General features: G+C 55.3%; 17 protein-coding genes and 1 other annotated feature. Of the genes, 8 read left to right on the forward strand and 9 right to left on the reverse strand.

The genetic code is table 11. The annotated features are described in order from the left end of the window. Positions 1 to 71: 71 nt before the first annotated feature. Positions 72 to 332, forward strand: coding sequence for a type B 50S ribosomal protein L31 (locus KGP25_RS05525; RefSeq protein WP_006176933.1), 261 nt, complete (start codon positions 72 to 74; stop codon positions 330 to 332). A gap of 2 nt (positions 333 to 334) precedes the next feature. Beyond that, positions 335 to 475, forward strand: coding sequence for a type B 50S ribosomal protein L36 (gene ykgO, locus KGP25_RS05530; RefSeq protein WP_003859006.1), 141 nt, complete (start codon positions 335 to 337; stop codon positions 473 to 475). Here ykgO and KGP25_RS05535 read toward each other — a convergent pair. Continuing rightward, on the reverse strand, positions 472 to 1182 hold the full coding sequence (locus KGP25_RS05535; protein ID WP_223540084.1) for a GNAT family protein: 711 nt from the start codon (positions 1180 to 1182) through the stop codon (positions 472 to 474). The genes ykgO and KGP25_RS05535 overlap by 4 nt on opposite strands. Positions 1183 to 1283: 101 nt before the next feature. Here KGP25_RS05535 and KGP25_RS05540 point away from each other — a divergent pair, with 101 nt between their 5' ends. Further along, on the forward strand, positions 1284 to 2744 hold the full coding sequence (locus tag KGP25_RS05540) for a PLP-dependent aminotransferase family protein (RefSeq protein WP_223540085.1): 1461 nt from the start codon (positions 1284 to 1286) through the stop codon (positions 2742 to 2744). Here the strand turns inward: KGP25_RS05540 and KGP25_RS05545 are convergent. From KGP25_RS05545 to acrA, 6 genes are all read right to left on the reverse strand, one after another. Next, positions 2716 to 3183: a YlaC family protein gene (locus KGP25_RS05545; protein ID WP_045909756.1), complete on the reverse strand. Its 468-nt coding sequence runs from the start codon at positions 3181 to 3183 to the stop codon at positions 2716 to 2718. The genes KGP25_RS05540 and KGP25_RS05545 overlap by 29 nt on opposite strands. A 117-nt stretch (positions 3184 to 3300) precedes the next feature. Beyond that, the gene (gene maa / locus KGP25_RS05550; RefSeq protein ID WP_045909755.1) at positions 3301 to 3852 is read right to left on the reverse strand and encodes a maltose O-acetyltransferase; all 552 of its coding nucleotides are present in this window, start codon (positions 3850 to 3852) and stop codon (positions 3301 to 3303) included. A 208-nt stretch (positions 3853 to 4060) separates the two neighbouring features. Further along, the gene (locus tag KGP25_RS05555; protein ID WP_008499287.1) at positions 4061 to 4279 is read right to left on the reverse strand and encodes an HHA domain-containing protein; all 219 of its coding nucleotides are present in this window, start codon (positions 4277 to 4279) and stop codon (positions 4061 to 4063) included. 27 nt (positions 4280 to 4306) lie between these two features. Then, entirely contained in the window at positions 4307 to 4681 is a 375-nt protein-coding gene (gene tomB / locus KGP25_RS05560) for an Hha toxicity modulator TomB (RefSeq protein ID WP_008499288.1), read from the reverse strand. Between the two features lie 508 nt (positions 4682 to 5189). Next, the gene (acrB, locus tag KGP25_RS05565; RefSeq protein ID WP_045909754.1) at positions 5190 to 8336 is read right to left on the reverse strand and encodes a multidrug efflux RND transporter permease subunit AcrB; all 3147 of its coding nucleotides are present in this window, start codon (positions 8334 to 8336) and stop codon (positions 5190 to 5192) included. Between the two features lie 22 nt (positions 8337 to 8358). Then, the gene (gene acrA, locus KGP25_RS05570; RefSeq protein WP_045909753.1) at positions 8359 to 9552 is read right to left on the reverse strand and encodes a multidrug efflux RND transporter periplasmic adaptor subunit AcrA; all 1194 of its coding nucleotides are present in this window, start codon (positions 9550 to 9552) and stop codon (positions 8359 to 8361) included. Between the two features lie 141 nt (positions 9553 to 9693). Between acrA and acrR the strand changes: the two genes are divergently transcribed. Continuing rightward, positions 9694 to 10347: a multidrug efflux transporter transcriptional repressor AcrR gene (gene acrR, locus KGP25_RS05575; protein WP_048225918.1), complete on the forward strand. Its 654-nt coding sequence runs from the start codon at positions 9694 to 9696 to the stop codon at positions 10345 to 10347. Between the two features lie 113 nt (positions 10348 to 10460). Further along, positions 10461 to 13808: a mechanosensitive channel MscK gene (gene mscK / locus KGP25_RS05580; RefSeq protein WP_045909751.1), complete on the forward strand. Its 3348-nt coding sequence runs from the start codon at positions 10461 to 10463 to the stop codon at positions 13806 to 13808. Here the strand turns inward: mscK and rsmS are convergent. Then, on the reverse strand, positions 13805 to 13987 hold the full coding sequence (gene rsmS / locus KGP25_RS05585; protein ID WP_063620991.1) for a pleiotropic regulatory protein RsmS: 183 nt from the start codon (positions 13985 to 13987) through the stop codon (positions 13805 to 13807). The two genes, mscK and rsmS, sit on opposite strands and share 4 nt — an antisense overlap. 14 nt (positions 13988 to 14001) lie before the next feature. Further along, positions 14002 to 14529, reverse strand: coding sequence for a primosomal replication protein N'' (gene priC / locus KGP25_RS05590; RefSeq protein WP_045909749.1), 528 nt, complete (start codon positions 14527 to 14529; stop codon positions 14002 to 14004). A 50-nt stretch (positions 14530 to 14579) separates the two neighbouring features. Between priC and KGP25_RS05595 the strand changes: the two genes are divergently transcribed. From KGP25_RS05595 to dnaX, 3 genes are all read left to right on the forward strand, one after another. After that, the gene (locus KGP25_RS05595; RefSeq protein ID WP_013095896.1) at positions 14580 to 14957 is read left to right on the forward strand and encodes a DUF454 family protein; all 378 of its coding nucleotides are present in this window, start codon (positions 14580 to 14582) and stop codon (positions 14955 to 14957) included. A 151-nt stretch (positions 14958 to 15108) separates the two neighbouring features. Beyond that, on the forward strand, positions 15109 to 15660 hold the full coding sequence (gene apt, locus KGP25_RS05600) for an adenine phosphoribosyltransferase (RefSeq protein ID WP_000127359.1): 552 nt from the start codon (positions 15109 to 15111) through the stop codon (positions 15658 to 15660). 88 nt (positions 15661 to 15748) lie between these two features. Beyond that, positions 15749 to 17677 (forward strand): DNA polymerase III subunit gamma/tau, encoded by a 1929-nt coding sequence (gene dnaX / locus KGP25_RS05605; RefSeq protein WP_223540086.1) that lies wholly within the window; start codon positions 15749 to 15751, stop codon positions 17675 to 17677. Beyond that, positions 17007 to 17071: a sequence feature (DnaX frameshifting element), on the forward strand. It overlaps the preceding gene by 65 nt. Positions 17678 to 17719 lie beyond the last annotated feature (42 nt).

Genomic DNA, 17719 nt, shown 5'->3' on the forward strand with positions numbered 1-17719 from the left:
GGAGGGGTTGTTTTTTGAATCTGGCCTGGATATTATTTTGTTATGTTATAACAAAACATAAAGGATTGACGATGAAACCCAATATCCATCCCGCCTATCGCACCGTGGTCTTCCATGACACCAGCGCGAATGAATACTTCAAAGTGGGCTCAACCATTAAGACCGACCGCGAAATTGAACTCGACGGTGAAACGTATCCGTACATCACCATCGAGGTTTCTTCAAAATCGCACCCGTTTTATACCGGTAAGCAGAAAACGTTCTCCACGGACGGTAGCGCAGCGCGCTTCCGCAAGCGTTTTGGTGGATTTCTCAATGCGAAGCGGGGCTAACCATGCAGGTACTTAACTCATTGCGCAGTGCAAAACAGCGTCACCCGGATTGCCAGATAGTCAAACGCAAGGGACGCTTGTACGTGATTTGCAAATCCAATCCGCGCTTTAAGGCGGTTCAGGGACGTAAAAAAAGACGCTAAACGCGCGTTTCTCGCCAGCTTTCCAGGGATCTTTTCTGTTTGCCATCGGCAGTAAAATTGTCGGTGGCAAGCCAGCTTTCAAAGGCGTTCGCCAGCGTCGGCCACTCTTTATCGAGAATCGAAAACCAGTCGGTATCCCGGTTATGGCCTTTAATCACCAGCGCCTGACGAAAACGCCCCTCAAACTGAAAACCCAGACGCAGGGCGGCCTTGCGGGAAGGTTCGTTCAGGCTATTGCACTTCCACTCATAACGCCGGTAGCCCAGGGTATCGAACACATACCGCATCAGCAGATATTGCGCCTCTGTTGACATGGGCGTGCGGCTTAAAAGAGGCGAGAAGTGAACGTGCCCCACCTCCACGACCCCGTTTTTAGGATCGATCCGCATCAGGGACAGCGTTCCAACAGGTGACTGAGTCCGGTTATCCATAACGGTAAAGTGTATGGGGTCGGATAACTCACTCACGCTCGCGACCCATTCGGCAAACTCCTCTGCGGTAGCGTCGGGTTCACGCAGTAGCCACGTCCAGCTGCGCGTATCTCCGGCCAGGGAATAGGCGGAGAACAGCGCGTTGGCATGCTCCACGCGCAGCGGTTCAAGGCGACAATACCGGCCCTGAAGCACGATGCGGGATGGGGGCTGACGAGGTTGCCAGTCGCTAAGCGCTTCGCCCACTGGCTGTCCGAACTGATTGAATGTCTTCATCTTAATTTCCGTGACGTTGAAAAGAGTTTCAGACTAGTGAATTGCTGGTTCCTTAAAAAGAACCACTGCGCTATGTTTTGATGGTGCCACGAGGAGGCGAGATGAATATACCGGGTGATGAATTTTATACCTTGCTCAACGCAGCCCTGAAAAAACGCGGGGAAGAGACGCTCCAGCGCGCGCTTTATCTTGCTTTACGGGAGGCGATTCTGTGCGGAAGACTCCTGTCCGGCAGCCAGCTTCCCGGTTCGCGAACGCTGGCCCAGCAGCTCTCCCTTTCCCGCAATACCGTCAATGCGTCGCTGGACCAGCTCACGCTGGAAGGGTATTTGCAGCGTAACCGCCAGGGAACGCGGGTGGCACAGCTGGCTTACCGTTCGGCCACCCGGACATTGCCGGACCCTGACATCAGGCTCGCCCGGCGGGTTGGCCTGCTGCCTGCGCCGGTGCAGCGGGATACCCCGGTACTGGCATTTACGCCGGGGACACCCGCCATCAACTATTTCCCTCTGCCGCTGTGGCGGCGATTGTACGATCGCGTGATGCGGGAGGAGGGAAATGCCCTGCTGGGGTATGGCGACCCGGCCGGTGAACCGTCGCTGCGGGCAGCGATTGCCCGGCATCTCGCCCTGTCTCGCGGTATCGACTGCGACGCGAGCCAGATTGTGATCACGGAAGGCGCGCTTGAGGGTGTCAACCTGTGCACGATGCTGTTGAGCGAGCCGGGGGATATCGCCTGGGTAGAAAACCCCGGCTATAGCGGGGCAAAAAGCGCGTTTGTTAAAACCGGCCTGACCATGACGGGGATCCCGGTTGACGACGAGGGGATGTGCTGGGAGGGATTGAATGCCCCTTCTCCCTCGTTAATTTTTACCTCACCTTCACACCAGTTCCCCTACGGAAGCGTGCTCAGCGCCAGACGGCGTCTTGCACTGCTGGAGCTCGCCCGGCAGCACAACGCGTGGATCATAGAAGACGATTACGACAGCGAATTCCGTTATGCCGGTGAGCCCGTGCCGGCGATGCTGGGAATGGTCAACAATGCGCCCGTGGTTTATCTGGGGACGTTCAGTAAAACGCTGTTTCCGTCGCTCCGAATAGGGTTCATGGTCTTGCCGCCTGCGCTGGCGAAGGCGGTTCGTCCGGCCATCGGCTCGCTGTTGCGCGGTGGGCATCGTGCCGAACAGCGCACGCTGGCGCTGTTTATCGAAGAAGGTCACTATGCCCGTCATCTTGCCGCCATGCGTCGGCTCTATCGTAAACGATACCGCCAGCTGCGAGAGGTGCTGGGCGCAGAGCTTCATGCGCCGCACCGTATTCTGGCCGGTGAAGGCGGGATGCATCTGACGCTGGCGATAGACGATATTGATGACCAGAAACTGGTGGAGCAGGCGAGGGCGTTTCAGCTGGCACCCGCTGCGTTGAGCGGGTACTACCTGGAGGCGAAGCAGGGGCAAACCGGTCTGGTTTTAGGTTACGGCAATACCTCTGCTTCTCAGTTTGCGTCGGGGATCCGGCGTCTGCAGGCGTTAATTACGCAGCAGCAGGGCGCGAAAGGGTAAAGACGTCATAGAAAGAGAGCTGACCTTTGGTAGAGACCATTTTCTGCAGCTTCTCTTTTTGCACGGTTTCAACGGCCGGAGAGTGCAGAATGCTGTCGATCAGCTCCTCTGGTACGTAACGCGTGTTGTACCATTCGCCGTTATAGCAGACCCGGAAATCGAGGACGTCGATATCTTCGTAACGGTAGCGCGGATTCACGTCGAAAAAGAAAAAGGCGTTAAAGACCACAAACAGCACAACCAGCAGCCAGACGGAGTCCACCAGCGTTTCAGACTTCAGCATCACAATAAGCGTCGCCAGCCAGGCGGCATACATGGCGACAAACAGTCCAGGATGTTTGCGAATAAAGCTAATGCTAAAGCGCGGGCGATTGTCGCGCTTTTCGCGGAGGTTAAGATCGTCGATGGTGGCGGTGAGCAGGCGCTGTATCTCGGTCATTTTTTGCCTTTATGAGAGTTGACAATACAGGGTGTCTGCCAATTTTAGGGGAGCCATTGGGCTGAAAAAAGTAACAGTCTGGTGCTAAAAGACCATAACAGTTGGCTCCCTACTCCCTCACAGCGTTTTGATGATTTTTGCCGGATTGCCGCCCACGACAACGTTAGCCGGGACGTCTTTCGTCACCACGGCTCCGGAGGCCACCACCACATTATCACCAATGGTGACGCCAGGGTTAATAACCGCCCGACCACCGATCCAGACATTATTCCCAATGGTGACGGGTTTGCCAAACTCCACGCCGCTGTTCCGTTCCTCTGCATCCAGCGGATGGGTGGCCGTATAAATATGCACACCCGGCGCGAGCATGCAGTTATCGCCGATACGAACGGGGCAGACATCCAGCATCACGCAGTCGAAGTTCGCGTAAAAGTTTTTACCCAGAGAGATGTTATATCCATAGTCGCAGCGGAAACTCGGTTCGATATAAGCGCCTTCGCTTTGCCCCAGCAGTTCCGCCAGGATGTTCTGGCGTTCTGTCTTTTCATCGGGCGCGGTGTGGTTATAGCGATACACCAGATGGCGGGCCCGCAGCCTGTCGGCCCGTAACGTCTCATCGCCGGGGCGGTAGTGTTCACCGGCAATCATCTTCTGTTTTTCTACGCTCATAGGAAACCTCTCTGGAAAAGATTACCGCAGAGTAATAGGAACAGGCCGGGAGGGGAACGTTCCCGAAAAGCCGATGTGACTGGCGTCACAACAATGTTGCTGATAAACACGTTTTACACGGAGACCTGGCCTGGGCACAGGGAGCATAACGGGATAGGTAAAAACAGCTTAGAACGTGGCGTAGAACTCTACAGACACCCTTCAAACATTAACGGACAAATTTCCATACAGAAGTAGGGATTTTGTCATACAGCTTATTCATGGTCAGTTCAGCAAGACGATGGTCCGCGGCTGAATAAAATACGGCCAGTTCATTATCAGAAAGCTCGTATTTATTCTTTTCAATGACGCGTTCGAGCGTGTCAATTGACTGACAACGTCGTAAGCGCATCAAATAATCGATCTTTGTGAGTGGTTTATCAGACATAAATTCACCTTAGTAATTGTAATAATTTTAACAGGAAAGACTAACCGGGTTAGCTCTGCTCACGTTGACGAAACAGCGGAATAGCCGGTTTCCCGATTTACGCCATTTTTGCAAATCCTGGGCGTTAATGCCGTAACTACTGAACAACATAAAGGTGTCGTCCAGGTATTCATCAATTTGCTCAATGAGCTTATTATCTTCATTGTACTTAATTTTATAATTAAGTGCGAAGGTTGCGATATGCTCTATCAGCTCATTCAACTGTAAATTGATGGCAGACGTTGGGTCGTTTACCCAGCCATGGTTACTTTCATCAAGGTTGGCAAGGCAGTCATGGTACAAGGATTCGCAGAGAAATTTCAACTGCGCGATATCATGCCTTTTTGGCGAGTACTCGTCCATAGCGCATCCCCTTCTGAGTGATTTCTTACTCACCGAACATCATAGTCGGGATGGATACAACTGACTTAGCTACATGAGTGCTGTGTTCCTGATAACTTAACTATAAGCCACTCCTTCCTGGATTTCATCGCGCTATTACGAAAAATTACAAATAAAACCGTAGACTGCGAGCATGTACGCAATGTTCCGTCCTGGACACCCTTTTTTTATCCAAATTAACACGATTTTTTATCGCTTCCTTACGTTTCATTGGCTTAGCAAAACGGCCTGAAAAGTTCAGATTCGAACTTCTCTTTGTCAGAACTTCTTATTAGGAATATTCCTAATAGCTTAAGCGGGGAAATGAAATTAAAAAAATCCTGAATTCACCGATTAAGTTATCAGTTAATTATGATATGTCTAATTAAGATGGCAGAAAATAAATAGAACCACAATAAGCGTAATTTATGATTTTTTCTGAAAATGAAAAAGGCCGCTAATGCGGCCTTTTTATCATGTGAAACCGGTATCAGTGAGGTTCTACCGAATGCGTGTGTTCAATATCCTCATTTTTCCGGCTGAAGCGGCGGCGAACCACCACGAAGAACACCGGTACGAAGAAGATAGCGAGTACGGTTGCGGTAACCATACCACCCATCACGCCTGTACCAACCGCGTTCTGCGCACCGGAGCCAGCACCGGAGCTGATAACCAGCGGCAGTACGCCGAGGATAAACGCCAGTGATGTCATCAGGATTGGGCGCAGACGCATACGAACAGCCTCAAGCGTTGCCTCAATCAGACCTTTACCTTCTTTCTCCATCAGATCTTTAGCGAATTCAACGATAAGTATCGCGTTCTTCGCCGACAAGCCAATGGTTGTCAGCAGGCCTACCTGGAAGTACACGTCGTTGGTCAGTCCGCGGAACGTTGCCGCAAGCAGTGCACCGATAACCCCAAGCGGTACCACCAGCATAACGGAGAACGGAATTGACCAGCTCTCGTACAGCGCTGCCAGACACAGGAAGACGACGATCAGTGAAATCGCGTACAGGGCAGGGGCCTGGTTTCCGGACAGACGTTCCTGATAGGACATACCGGTCCAGTCGTAGCCGATACCCGAAGGCAGTTTGCTCGCCAGCTCTTCCATCAGGTTCATGGCTTCACCGGTGCTTCGGCCCGGAGCGGCCTGACCCAGGATCTCCATCGATGGCAGACCGTTATAGCGTTCCAGACGCGGCGAACCGTATTCCCAGCGAGACGTTGAGAACGCCGAGAACGGTACCATCTGACCATTGCTGCCGCGCACGAACCAGCTGTTGATATCGTTTGGCAACATACGATATTGCGCCTCGGACATCACGTACACTTTCTTCACGCGACCGCGGTCGATGAAGTCGTTAACGTAGCTACCGCCCCAGGCGGCGCCCAGCGTGGTATTAATGTCACTGATGGATACGCCCAGCGCCTGGGCTTTCTCCTGGTCGATGTCGATTTTGTACTGCGGCGTATCTTCCAGGCCGTTCGGACGCACGCCGACCAGCAGGTCAGGGTGCTTAGCCACTTCGCCAAACAGCTGGTTACGCGCCTGCGTCAGTTTTTCGTGACCCAGACCGCCCTGGTCAATCAGCTGGAAGTCGAAGCCGGTCGCGGTACCCAGTTCAACAATCGCTGGCAGGTTGAAGGCGAACACCATCGCATCTTTAATCTGCGAGAAGGTGCCCATCGCACGGCCGGTAATGGCTTCAACCTTGTTCTCTTTGCCCGGACGTTCAGACCAGTCTTTCAGAGAAACGAAGGCAATACCGGTGTTCTGACCACGACCTGCAAAGCCAAAGCCGTTAACCGCAAACACGGATTCAACGTTGTCTTTCTCTTTGGTGAGGTAGTAGTCCGTCACTTCGTCCAGCACTTTCTGGGTACGCTCTTGCGATGCGCCCGCAGGAAGCTGTGCCATCGTCAGGAACACGCCCTGGTCTTCATCCGGCAGGAACGAGCTTGGCAGACGAACGAACAGGAACGCCATCCCCACGACGATGATGATATAGAGCAGCAGGTAACGACCGGTGCTGCGCAGGATGTTGCCCACGCTGTCGGTGTAGTGGTGCGTGCTCTTATCAAACATGCGGTTAAACCAGCCGAAGAACCCTTTATGCTCGCCGTGACCGCCTTTCTGAATCGGCTTCAGCATGGTGGCACACAGCGCAGGGGTCAGGATCAATGCGACCAGCACCGACAGCGCCATCGCGGAAACGATGGTAATCGAGAACTGACGGTAAATCGCACCGGTAGAGCCCCCGAAGAAAGCCATCGGGATAAATACCGCAGACAGTACCATCGCGATACCGACCAGCGCGCCCTGGATCTGACCCATTGATTTACGGGTCGCTTCCTTCGGCGGTAGACCTTCTTCCGCCATCACGCGCTCGACGTTCTCGACCACGACGATGGCGTCATCCACCAGCAGGCCGATGGCGAGCACCATCCCGAACATCGTCAGGGTGTTTATCGAGTAGCCAAATATTGACAGGATCGCAAAGGTCCCGAGCAGAACAACCGGCACGGCAATCGTTGGGATAAGCGTCGCGCGGAAGTTTTGCAGGAACAGGTACATCACCAGGAACACCAGGATGATGGCCTCTACCAGCGTTTTAACCACTTCGTGAATCGAAATTTTGACGAACGGCGTGGTGTCATACGGGTAAACGATTTTCAGACCTGACGGGAAGAACGGTTCCATCTTCTTCAGCTCTGCGCGGATCGCCGTGGCGGTGTCCAGGGCGTTAGCCCCTGTCGCCAGTTTGATACCCAGACCGGAAGCTGGTTTACCGTTGAACTTCGCGATGATGTCGTAGTTCTCACCGCCCAGCTCGACTTTAGCCACGTCGCGCAGGCGAACCTGGGAACCGTCCTGATTCACTTTCAGCAGAATTTTGCTGAACTCATCGGCAGAGGTCAGACGGGTCTGTGCGATGATCGAGGCGTTAAGCTGCTGGCCTTTCACCGGCGGCGTACCGCCTAACTGACCGGCTGCCACCTGGGCGTTCTGCGCTTTAATCGCATTGATCACGTCAACGGGGGTCAGCTGGAAGTTGTTCAGTTTGTTCGGATCCATCCAGATACGCATCGCGTACTGAGAACCGAACAGCTGAACGTCACCCACACCGGAAGTACGGCTGATGGCGTCCTTCATGTTGGCACCCACGTAGTCGGAAATATCCTCCTGCGTCATGGTGCCGTTGGTGTTGATAACGCCGACAACCATCAGGAAGCTGCTGGACGATTTCTCGACGCTCACACCCTGCTGTTGTACTTCCTGCGGCAGCAGAGGCATCGCCAGCTGCAGTTTGTTCTGCACCTGAACCTGCGCAATGTCAGCATCCGTACCTGACTGGAAGGTCAGGGTGATCTGAACTGTACCGGTAGAGTCACTGTTTGAGGACATGTACATCAGGTTATCGATACCGTTCATGTTCTGTTCGATAACCTGAGTGACGGTGTCCTGCACCGTTTTCGCATCAGCCCCCGGGTAGGTTGCGGAGATAGTCACCGCCGGTGGCGCAATCGTTGGATATTGCGCGACAGGCAGCTTCAGGATCGCAAGTCCCCCGGCCAGCATGATGATAATGGCGATCACCCACGCAAATATGGGGCGATCGATAAAGAAATTAGGCATGTCTTAACGGCTCCTGTTTAAGTTAAGACTTGGTTTGTTCTGACTGGCCAGCGGCCGAAGCTTGTTGTTTATCGTCAGATTTCACTTCCTGTGCTTTAACCTGCGCGCCAGGACGAACTTTTTGCAAACCAGAAACAATCACGCGATCGCCATCTTTCAGACCTTCCGTCACCAGCCATTTATCGCCAATCGCCTGCGTGGCGGTGATATTGCGCGTTTCGACTTTGTCATCTGCTCCGACAACCAGCGCGCTCGCATCGCCACGTGGCGTACGGGTCACACCCTGCTGTGGAACCAGAAGTGCGGTTGGATTCGTTCCTTCTTCCAGACGCGCGCGAACGAACATACCTGGCAGCAGATTCTTGTCAGGGTTCGGGAAAATCGCACGTAAGGTGATGGAACCGGTGGTCTGGTCGACCGTCACATCAGAGAATTCCAGGGTACCTTCCTGCGGGAACTTGATACCGTCGTTGGTGATCAGCTCCACTTTGGCTTTGCCGTTTTCCTGTTTCAGGGTGCCGTTAGCCAGCTCCTGTTTCAGGCGCAGGAAATCATTGCTGGACTGCGTGACGTCAACGTAGATCGGATCGAGCTGCTGCACGGTCGCCAGCGCAGTGGTCTGACCGTTCTGCACCAGAGCCCCTTCCGTCACGGAAGATTTACCAATACGACCGCTGATAGGCGAGGTCACTTTGGTATAGGCCAGGTTAATGCGCGCGGTTTCGACGGCCGCTTTGGCTGCCACCACGGCTGCGTTAGCCTGTTGGGCATCCGCCAGGGCGGTATCGTAATCTTGCTGACTGATGTACTTGGTGCCGAGCAGTTTTTGATAGCGGTTCAGCGTCAGCTGAGCAATTTTAGCCGCGGCCTGTGCTTTAGCCAGATCGCCTTTCGCGCTTTCATAAGACGCCTGATAGGTTGCGGGATCAATCTGATACAGAGACTCACCGGCCTTTACATCACCGCCTTCGGTGAAGTTACGTTTCAGGATAATGCCGCTAACCTGAGGACGCACTTCCGCAATGCGGTAAGCATTTGTACGGCCGGGTAATTCGGTGGTGATTTGTAGAGGTTCAGATTTGAGCGTCACAACGCCTACTTCTGGCGCCTGCTGAGCTCCTTGTTGAGCCGGTTTGTCGTCACATCCTGTTAGCGCTAAGCTGCCTGAGAGCATCAGAACGACCGCCAGAGGCGTTAACCCTCTGTTTTTGTTCATATGTAAACCTCGAGTGTCCGATTTCAAATTGATCAAGGGTCCTGAGTCTAAAAACCCATTGCTGCGTTTATATTATCGTCATGCTATGGTACATACATTCACAAATGTATGTAAATCTGACTCCTGTAAATTCACCCACCTATGGCACGAAAAACTAAACAACAAGCGCTGGAAACCCGACAACACATTCTGGATGTGGCAATACGTTTGTTCTCGCAGCAGGGTGTTTCATCTACCTCGCTGGCACAAATTGCTCAGGCTGCCGGTGTGACGCGGGGAGCGATTTACTGGCATTTTAAAGACAAGTCAGATCTGTTCAGTGAAATCTGGGAGCTTTCAGAGTCCAGCATTAGCGATCTCGAGAGTGAGTATCGGGCAAAATTCCCTGACGATCCACTCTCAGTATTGAGAGAAATATTAGTATATATCCTTGAAGCTACGGTAGTTGAAGAACGTCGCAGATTAATGATGGAAATAATCTTTCATAAATGCGAGTTCGTGGGCGAGATGGCGATTGTTCAGCAGGCACAACGCAGCCTCAGCCTGGAGAGCTATGACCGTATTGAATACAACCTGAATCAGTGCATGCAGGCAAAACTGCTGCCGGCCAACCTGTTGACCCGCCGGGCGGCGATTCTGATGCGTAGCTACATTTCCGGTCTGATGGAAAACTGGCTGTTTGCGCCACAGTCGTTTGATCTTAAAGCGGAGGCCCGCAGCTACGTCGCGATTTTACTGGAAATGCTACAGCTCTGCCCGACGCTGCGCAGTGACGCGCCGTCGCTAACCGCCTGACTCATTTCCAGGATTTATCTCAGAGGCTCACGTTCGCGCTATTCTGCTTCCGGCGAGCGTGATATTCTTCACGCCGGACTATTTTCGGTCATCTTCTGACATCATTCACAACTATGCTGCCCATCAATCGCTCGCAACATCCTGTTTTTGCATTGCTCTTTGCGATGCTGTTTTTCTTCGCCACGGCGCCGCTGACCTGGGCCCGCGCCGACAACAGCAACGATATCCCCACGCGTGCGGATGTTCAGTCGCAGCTCGACACGCTGAACAAACAAAAAGAACTCTCTCCTCAGGAAAAACTGACGCAGCAGGATCTGACGGAAACACTGGAAACGCTGGATAAAATTGAACGCGTTAAGGCTGAAACCGCACAGCTTCGTCAGAAGGTGGCCCAGGCCCCAGAAAACATGCGCAAAGCGACGGAATCGCTGAATGCCCTGAGCGACGTGGATAACGACGACGAAACGCGCAAAACGCTCGCCGCGCTCTCCTTACGCCAGCTCGAGTCGCGCGTTGCGCAACTGCTCGACGACCTGCAAACGGCGCAGTCCGATCTCGCCACCTACAACAGCCAGCTTGTCTCCCTGCAGACCCAGCCCGAGCGCGTGCAAAATGCGATGTACGCCGCGTCTCAGCAGCTGCAGCAGATCCGCAACCGCCTCAACGGCACAACGGTAGGAGAGGGCACGCTGCGCCCGACGCAGCAAACCCTGCTGCTGGTGCAGCAGACGTTGCTCAATGCGCAGATTGAACAGCAGCGTAAAAGCCTGGAAGGGAATACGGTGCTGCAGGACACCCTGCAGAAACAGCGCGATTACGTCACCGCGAACATTAATCGTCTGGAGCACCAGCTACAGCTGCTGCAGGAGGCGGTTAACAGCAAGCGTCTGACGCTGACGGAAAAAACCGCCCAGGAGGCCGTATCCCCTGACGAAACCGCCCGCATCCAGGCCAACCCGCTGGTGAAGCAGGAGCTCGAAGCCAACCACCAGCTTAGCCAGCGCCTGATACTGGCGACCGAAAACGGCAACTCGCTGGTTCAGCAAAATATCAAGGTGAAGAACTGGCTGGATCGCGCCCTGCAGGCGGAACGCAACATCAAAGAGCAGATCGCGGTCCTGAAAGGCAGTCTCCTGCTGTCGCGTATTCTTTACCAGCAGCAGCAGACGCTTCCGTCAGCCGATGAGCTGGAAGATATGACCAACCGCATTGCGGATTTACGTCTGGAACAGTTTGACGTCAACCAGCAGCGCGATGCCCTTTTCCAGAGCGATACCTTTGTCGCCAAAATTGAAGAAGGGCACTCCAGCGACGTGAACCCGGAAGTGCACGATGCGCTGCTCCAGGTCGTGGATATGCGTCGCGAGCTGCTGGATCAGCTCAACAAACAGCTGGGCAACCAGCTGATGATGGCCATTAACCTGCAAATCAACCAGCAGCAGCTGGTGAGCGTTTCGAAAAGTCTGCAGGAGATCCTGACCCAGCAGATTTTCTGGGTAAACAGCAACAAACCGATGGACTGGGACTGGATTAAATCCTTCCCTGAGACGCTGAAAACGCAGATCAAGAGCATGAAGATCACCGTGAACTGGGAGAAAGCCTGGCCTGCGGTGATGATTGCCTTGCTGGCGGGGCTACCGCTGCTGCTGATCGCAGGTCTGATTCGCTGGCGTCTGGGCTGGCTGAAAAAATATCAGGCGAAGCTGGCGTCCGAAGTGGGGCAGCTGCGTAACGATAGCCAGCTCCATACGCCAAAAGCGATTCTGATCGACCTTATTCGCGCCCTGCCGGTGTGCCTGATTATTCTGGCCGTGGGCCTGATCCTGCTCACCATGCAGCTCAACGTCAGCGATCTGCTGTGGGCGTTCAGTAAAAAACTGGCGCTGTTCTGGCTGGTGTTTGGCCTGTGCTGGAAGGTGCTGGAAAAAGACGGCGTGGCGGTGCGTCATTTCAACATGCCTGCGCAGCTGACCAGTCACTGGCGTCGTCAGATTGTGCGCATCAGCCTGGCGCTGCTGCCGCTGCACTTCTGGTCGGTTGTCTCTGAACTTTCCCCGCTGCATCTGATGGATGATGTGCTGGGCCAGCTGGTCATCCTGCTGAACCTGCTGTTGATTGCTATCCTGATGTGGCCGATGTGCCGCGACAGCTGGCGTGATAAAGAGTCCCACAATATCCGTCTGGCCACCGTGACCGTGCTGGCGATCATTCCGCTGGCGCTGATGGTGCTGACGGCAACGGGCTACTTCTATACCACGCTGCGCCTGTCCGGGCGCTGGATTGAAACGGTCTATCTGGTGATCGTCTGGAACCTGCTCTATCAGACCGTGCTGCGCGGCCTGAGCGTGGCTGCCCGCCGCATCGCCTATCGCCGTGCCATCGCGCGTCGTCAACATCAGGTGAAAGAGGGGGCCGAGGGCGCGGAGCCGCAGGAAGAGCCGACCATCGCGCTGGAGCAGGTTAACCAGCAGACGCTGCGCATCACCATGCTGGTGATGATCGCCCTGTTTGCCGTGATGTTCTGGGCGATCTGGTCCGATCTTATTACCGTTTTCGCCTATCTCGACAGTATTACCCTCTGGCAATACAACGGAACCGAAGCCGGCGCGGCGGTCATGAAAAGCGTGACCATGGGCAGCCTGCTGTTTGCGCTGGTGTCGTCGGTGGTCGCCTGGGCGCTGATCCGCAACCTGCCTGGCCTGCTCGAAGTGCTGCTCCTGTCACGTCTGAATCTTCGCCAGGGGGCGTCCTACGCCATCACCACGATCCTCAACTACGTCATCATTATTGTTGGAGCGATGACGGTCTTTGGTTCGCTTGGCGTCTCGTGGGATAAACTGCAGTGGCTGGCGGCCGCCCTCTCGGTCGGTCTTGGTTTTGGCCTGCAGGAGATCTTCGGTAACTTTGTCTCCGGCCTGATCATCCTGTTTGAACGTCCGGTACGTATCGGCGATACCGTCACCATCGGCACGTTCTCGGGAACGGTCAGCAAGATCCGCATTCGTGCGACTACCATCACCGACTTCGATCGCAAAGAGGTGATCATCCCGAACAAAGCGTTCGTGACCGAGCGTCTGATCAACTGGTCGCTCTCGGATACGGTGACGCGCGTGGTGATCCGCCTGGGCGTGGCCTATGGATCGGATCTGGATAAGGTGAAAGAGGTGCTGCTGAAGGCGGCGTCTGAACATCCGAAAGTGATGCACGATCCGGCTCCGGCGGTCTTCTTCACCACCTTTGGGCCGAGTACGCTGGATCACGAGCTGCGTTTATACGTGCGTGAACTGCGTGACCGCAGCTACACGGTGGATGAGCTTAACCGCTCTATCGATCGTCTGTGTCGTGAAAACGATATTAATATCGCCTTCAACCAGCTTGAGGTTCACCTGCGTAACGAGAAAGGTGATGAGCATACGGAAGTGAAGCGCGACATTAAGGGCGACGACCCAACTCCGGCTTAATCTATTTTCCCTCTCCCCTCAGGGGAGAGGGCAGGGTGAGGGGTAAGTTTCCCCTCAAAATCCCGCCGTACAATCTCCAGTGCCTTAAGCACCGTCCCGGCGGGGATCTCATGATTCTCCAGCAGCATAATCAAATCGACGGCCAGCTTGACCTCATCGGGTGCATTTTCCAGTGACATGGGTGTGGCTCCTGTTAACGGGTCAAACGTTCTATGACGCGTTCAATTTCATCCAGCGCCTGACGGCAGCGGACGATGCGTCCTTCCAGCGCGCTAATCTCGCGCATCAATAGCTGCTGCTCTTCCAGCGTTTCGCTGTTGTTCAGGCGCACCTCGCGTTCGCGCTTCATCTCAAACAGTCGGCGTTCAAACTCCTGGTTCTCCAGCCGCTTGCGCTGCCATTTGCCGAGCCCCGGTGAGGCGCTGTCCCAGGCGCGCAGCGGCCAGGCGGCGATTTCGCGATGCAGCGCGGTGATCTGCTCGGTGAGATGCGCCGCAAGCCATGCCACCTGTTCCTGCTGTTCATGCTCAACCGCATGGCGAAGCTCGTCGAGGTTCGTCTGCGCTTCAGCCAGGTAATCCTGAATAACGGTGCTGCGGGTCCGAAAAAGCTGCCGGTCAAAGCGCGGTTTCAGCGTGGCGTGTCCCATCAGCGGCGTGGCCTGCTCCCGCAGAGCAATCAGCTGATTTTGCAGCCTCTCAAGAAGCAGTGCTGTTTTCAAGGCGCTCTCCAGTGGTAAAGTAGCCGTTCAGTTTGATAACGATTCGCATTATGCAGCGTACTATTTTAATCATCATTGGCTGGCTCGCGGTAGTGCTTGGCACGCTGGGTGTGGTTTTACCCTTGCTGCCGACCACGCCGTTTATCCTGCTGGCGGCCTGGTGCTTCGCCCGCTCGTCACCGCGTTTTCACCACTGGCTGCTCTATCGCTCATGGTTTGGCGGCTATCTGCGGCACTGGCAAAAACACCGGGCCATGCCGCCCGGCGCCAAGCCGCGCGCGATCGCGGTGATCCTCATCACCTTCGCCATTTCATTATGGCTGGTGAAAATGATGTGGGTGCGGATCCTGCTGCTGGTCATCCTGACCTGCCTGCTTATCTTCATGTGGCGGATCCCCGTGGTTGATGAAAAGCAACAAAAGCACTGAAGCCTTATCATGGCTGTTGCAATTATTGCGTACAGCCAGTAAATTCGACCGTTTTCGAGCACTGGCGCGCCTGGTTAAAGGTTAAACAATTGTTACCTTTGCCGACTCGTTGCGCGCCGTGAGTAACACTGTTTCATTTAGGCACAAACCGATGACCGCAACTGCACAGCAGCTTGAATATCTGAAAAACAGCATCAAAAGCATCCAGGACTATCCAAAGCCTGGCATTCTTTTCCGTGATGTCACCAGCTTGCTGGAAGACCCGAAAGCGTACGCGCTCAGCATTGAACTGCTGGTCGAGCGTTATAAAAACGCCGGGATCACCAAAGTAGTAGGTACCGAAGCCCGTGGCTTCCTGTTTGGCGCACCGGTTGCGCTGGCGATGGGCGTAGGTTTTGTGCCGGTGCGTAAGCCGCGCAAGCTGCCGCGTGAAACCATTGCAGAAAGCTACGAGCTGGAGTACGGCACCGATCAGCTGGAGATCCACGTTGACGCGATCAAGCCTGGCGACAAAGTGCTGGTGGTTGACGATCTGCTGGCGACCGGTGGCACCATTGAAGCGACCGTGAAGCTGATCCGCCGTCTGGGTGGGGAAGTGACCGACGCGGCCTTCATCATCAACCTGTTCGATCTCGGCGGTGAACAGCGCCTGGAAAAACAGGGTATTACCAGCTACAGCCTGGTGCCTTTCCCGGGCCACTAATCCCGGTTTTCACAACCTCGCTCAATGGGTGAGGTTGTGATAGCATTCCCCTCCATAAATTCACCTTCCAGCGTTGCAGAGCCTGCCCATGAGTTATCAGGTGTTAGCCCGTAAATGGCGACCACAAACCTTTGCTGACGTTGTCGGTCAGGAACATGTGCTGACGGCCCTGGCGAACGGCTTGTCGCTAGGTCGCATCCATCACGCCTATCTTTTTTCCGGCACCCGTGGCGTCGGTAAGACCTCTATTGCCCGTTTGCTGGCAAAAGGTCTCAACTGCGAAACCGGGATCACCGCCACGCCGTGCGGCGTGTGTGATAACTGCCGGGAGATCGAGCAGGGGCGTTTTGTCGATCTGATCGAGATCGATGCCGCTTCGCGCACCAAAGTGGAAGATACCCGCGACCTGCTCGACAACGTGCAGTACGCCCCGGCGCGCGGCCGCTTCAAGGTCTACCTGATCGATGAAGTGCACATGCTGTCGCGCCACAGCTTTAACGCCCTGCTGAAGACGCTGGAAGAGCCGCCCGCGCACGTGAAGTTCCTGCTGGCGACCACCGATCCGCAAAAGCTGCCGGTCACGATTTTATCGCGCTGCCTGCAGTTCCACCTGAAGGCGCTGGACGTCGAGCAGATCCGTGCGCAGCTTGAGCACATTCTTGATGAAGAGAAGATTGTCCACGAACAGCGCGCCCTGCAGCTGCTGGCCCGCGCGGCGGACGGCAGCCTACGTGATGCATTAAGCCTGACCGACCAGGCGATTGCCAGCGGTGACGGCAAGCTCTCCACCGAGGCGGTCAGCACCATGCTTGGCACGCTGGATGACGATCAGGCGCTGTCGCTTATCGAAGCGATGATTGCCGCTAACGGCGAACGCGTGATGTCGCAGGTGAACGCGGCCGCTGCCCGCGGTATTGAGTGGGAAGGGCTGTTGGTTGAGATGCTCAGCCTGCTGCACCGCGTGGCGATGCTGCAGCTTTCTCCTTCCGCGATTGGTGCGGATATGGCGGCCATTGAACAGCGGATGCGTGAGCTTGCCCGCACCGTGCCGCCTGCCGACGTGCAGCTTTATTACCAGACGCTGCTGATTGGCCGCAAAGAGTTACCGTTTGCGCCGGATCCGCGTATGGGCGTTGAAATGACGCTGCTGCGCGCGCTGGCGTTCCACCCGCGCATGCCGCTGCCGGAGCCGGAAGTGCCGCGACAGTCTTTCGCGCCGGTCGCGCCCACGGCAGTGATGTCGCCGCAGCAGGTGCCGCCGCAGCCGACGCCGCCGCCGCAGCAGAACGTACCGCTGTCGGATGCCACCAGTTCGGTGCTTGCCGCGCGCAGCCAGCTGCAGCGTGCCCAGGGAGTAACCAAACCAAAAAAGAGTGAACCGGCAGCGCCAGGAAGAGCGCGGCCGGTGAACAACGCCGCGCTTGAACGACTGGCCTCGGTAACGGAGCGCGTTCAGTCGCGTCCGGCACCGTCCGCGCTCGAGCAGAAAGCCCCGGTGAAAGAAGAGGCTTACCGCTGGAAGGCAACTACCATCACCGAAACCGTGAAGGAAGAGGTTGCCACGCCGAAAGCGCTGAAAAAGGCGCTGGAGCATGAAAAAACGCCGGAGCTTTCCGCGAAGCTTGCCGAAGAGTCCATTGCGCGCGACGCCTGGGCCGCAGAGGTCAGCAAACTCCAGCTGCCGAAGCTGGTCGAGCAGGTCGCGCTGAACGCCTGGAAAGAGCAGGACGGCAATCAGGTGCGTCTGCACCTGCGTCCGGGCCAGCGTCACCTGAATTCCCCGGGCGCGCAAAAGGCGCTGGCCGAGGCGCTTGCCGCTTTACAGGGGGCACCGGTTGAATTGACTATCATTGAAGATGATAATCCGGCAGTGAAAACGCCGCTCGAGTGGCGCCAGGCCATTTATGAAGAGAAGCTCGCGCAGGCGCGCGAGGCGATTATTGCGGATAACAACATTCAGACCCTGCGCCGGTTCTTCGACGCCGATCTGGATGAAGAGAGTATTCGCCCCATTTGATCGTGAGTCTGACTTACGGTTGTAATCCTTAAACGTGAAAGA

This window comes from Enterobacter sp. JBIWA003 (assembly GCF_019968825.1).
In the GTDB taxonomy this organism is placed as follows: domain Bacteria; phylum Pseudomonadota; class Gammaproteobacteria; order Enterobacterales; family Enterobacteriaceae; genus Enterobacter; species Enterobacter quasiroggenkampii.

What these genes read in the sequence shown, in the direction of transcription:
- ykgO (WP_003859006.1), top strand. Translation starts at nt 335, where the DNA reads ATGCAGGTACTTAACTCATTGCGCAGTGCAAAACAGCGTCACCCGGAT.
- maa (WP_045909755.1), bottom strand. Translation starts at nt 3,852, where the DNA reads ATGAGCGTAGAAAAACAGAAGATGATTGCCGGTGAACACTACCGCCCC.
- tomB (WP_008499288.1), bottom strand. Translation starts at nt 4,681, where the DNA reads ATGGACGAGTACTCGCCAAAAAGGCATGATATCGCGCAGTTGAAATTT.
- KGP25_RS05555 (WP_008499287.1), bottom strand. Translation starts at nt 4,279, where the DNA reads ATGTCTGATAAACCACTCACAAAGATCGATTATTTGATGCGCTTACGA.
- acrR (WP_048225918.1), top strand. Translation starts at nt 9,694, where the DNA reads ATGGCACGAAAAACTAAACAACAAGCGCTGGAAACCCGACAACACATT.
- KGP25_RS05595 (WP_013095896.1), top strand. Translation starts at nt 14,580, where the DNA reads ATGCAGCGTACTATTTTAATCATCATTGGCTGGCTCGCGGTAGTGCTT.
- mscK (WP_045909751.1), top strand. Translation starts at nt 10,461, where the DNA reads ATGCTGCCCATCAATCGCTCGCAACATCCTGTTTTTGCATTGCTCTTT.
- KGP25_RS05535 (WP_223540084.1), bottom strand. Translation starts at nt 1,182, where the DNA reads ATGAAGACATTCAATCAGTTCGGACAGCCAGTGGGCGAAGCGCTTAGC.
- acrB (WP_045909754.1), bottom strand. Translation starts at nt 8,336, where the DNA reads ATGCCTAATTTCTTTATCGATCGCCCCATATTTGCGTGGGTGATCGCC.
- dnaX (WP_223540086.1), top strand. Translation starts at nt 15,749, where the DNA reads ATGAGTTATCAGGTGTTAGCCCGTAAATGGCGACCACAAACCTTTGCT.
- apt (WP_000127359.1), top strand. Translation starts at nt 15,109, where the DNA reads ATGACCGCAACTGCACAGCAGCTTGAATATCTGAAAAACAGCATCAAA.
- acrA (WP_045909753.1), bottom strand. Translation starts at nt 9,552, where the DNA reads ATGAACAAAAACAGAGGGTTAACGCCTCTGGCGGTCGTTCTGATGCTC.
- KGP25_RS05540 (WP_223540085.1), top strand. Translation starts at nt 1,284, where the DNA reads ATGAATATACCGGGTGATGAATTTTATACCTTGCTCAACGCAGCCCTG.
- KGP25_RS05525 (WP_006176933.1), top strand. Translation starts at nt 72, where the DNA reads ATGAAACCCAATATCCATCCCGCCTATCGCACCGTGGTCTTCCATGAC.
- KGP25_RS05545 (WP_045909756.1), bottom strand. Translation starts at nt 3,183, where the DNA reads ATGACCGAGATACAGCGCCTGCTCACCGCCACCATCGACGATCTTAAC.
- rsmS (WP_063620991.1), bottom strand. Translation starts at nt 13,987, where the DNA reads ATGTCACTGGAAAATGCACCCGATGAGGTCAAGCTGGCCGTCGATTTG.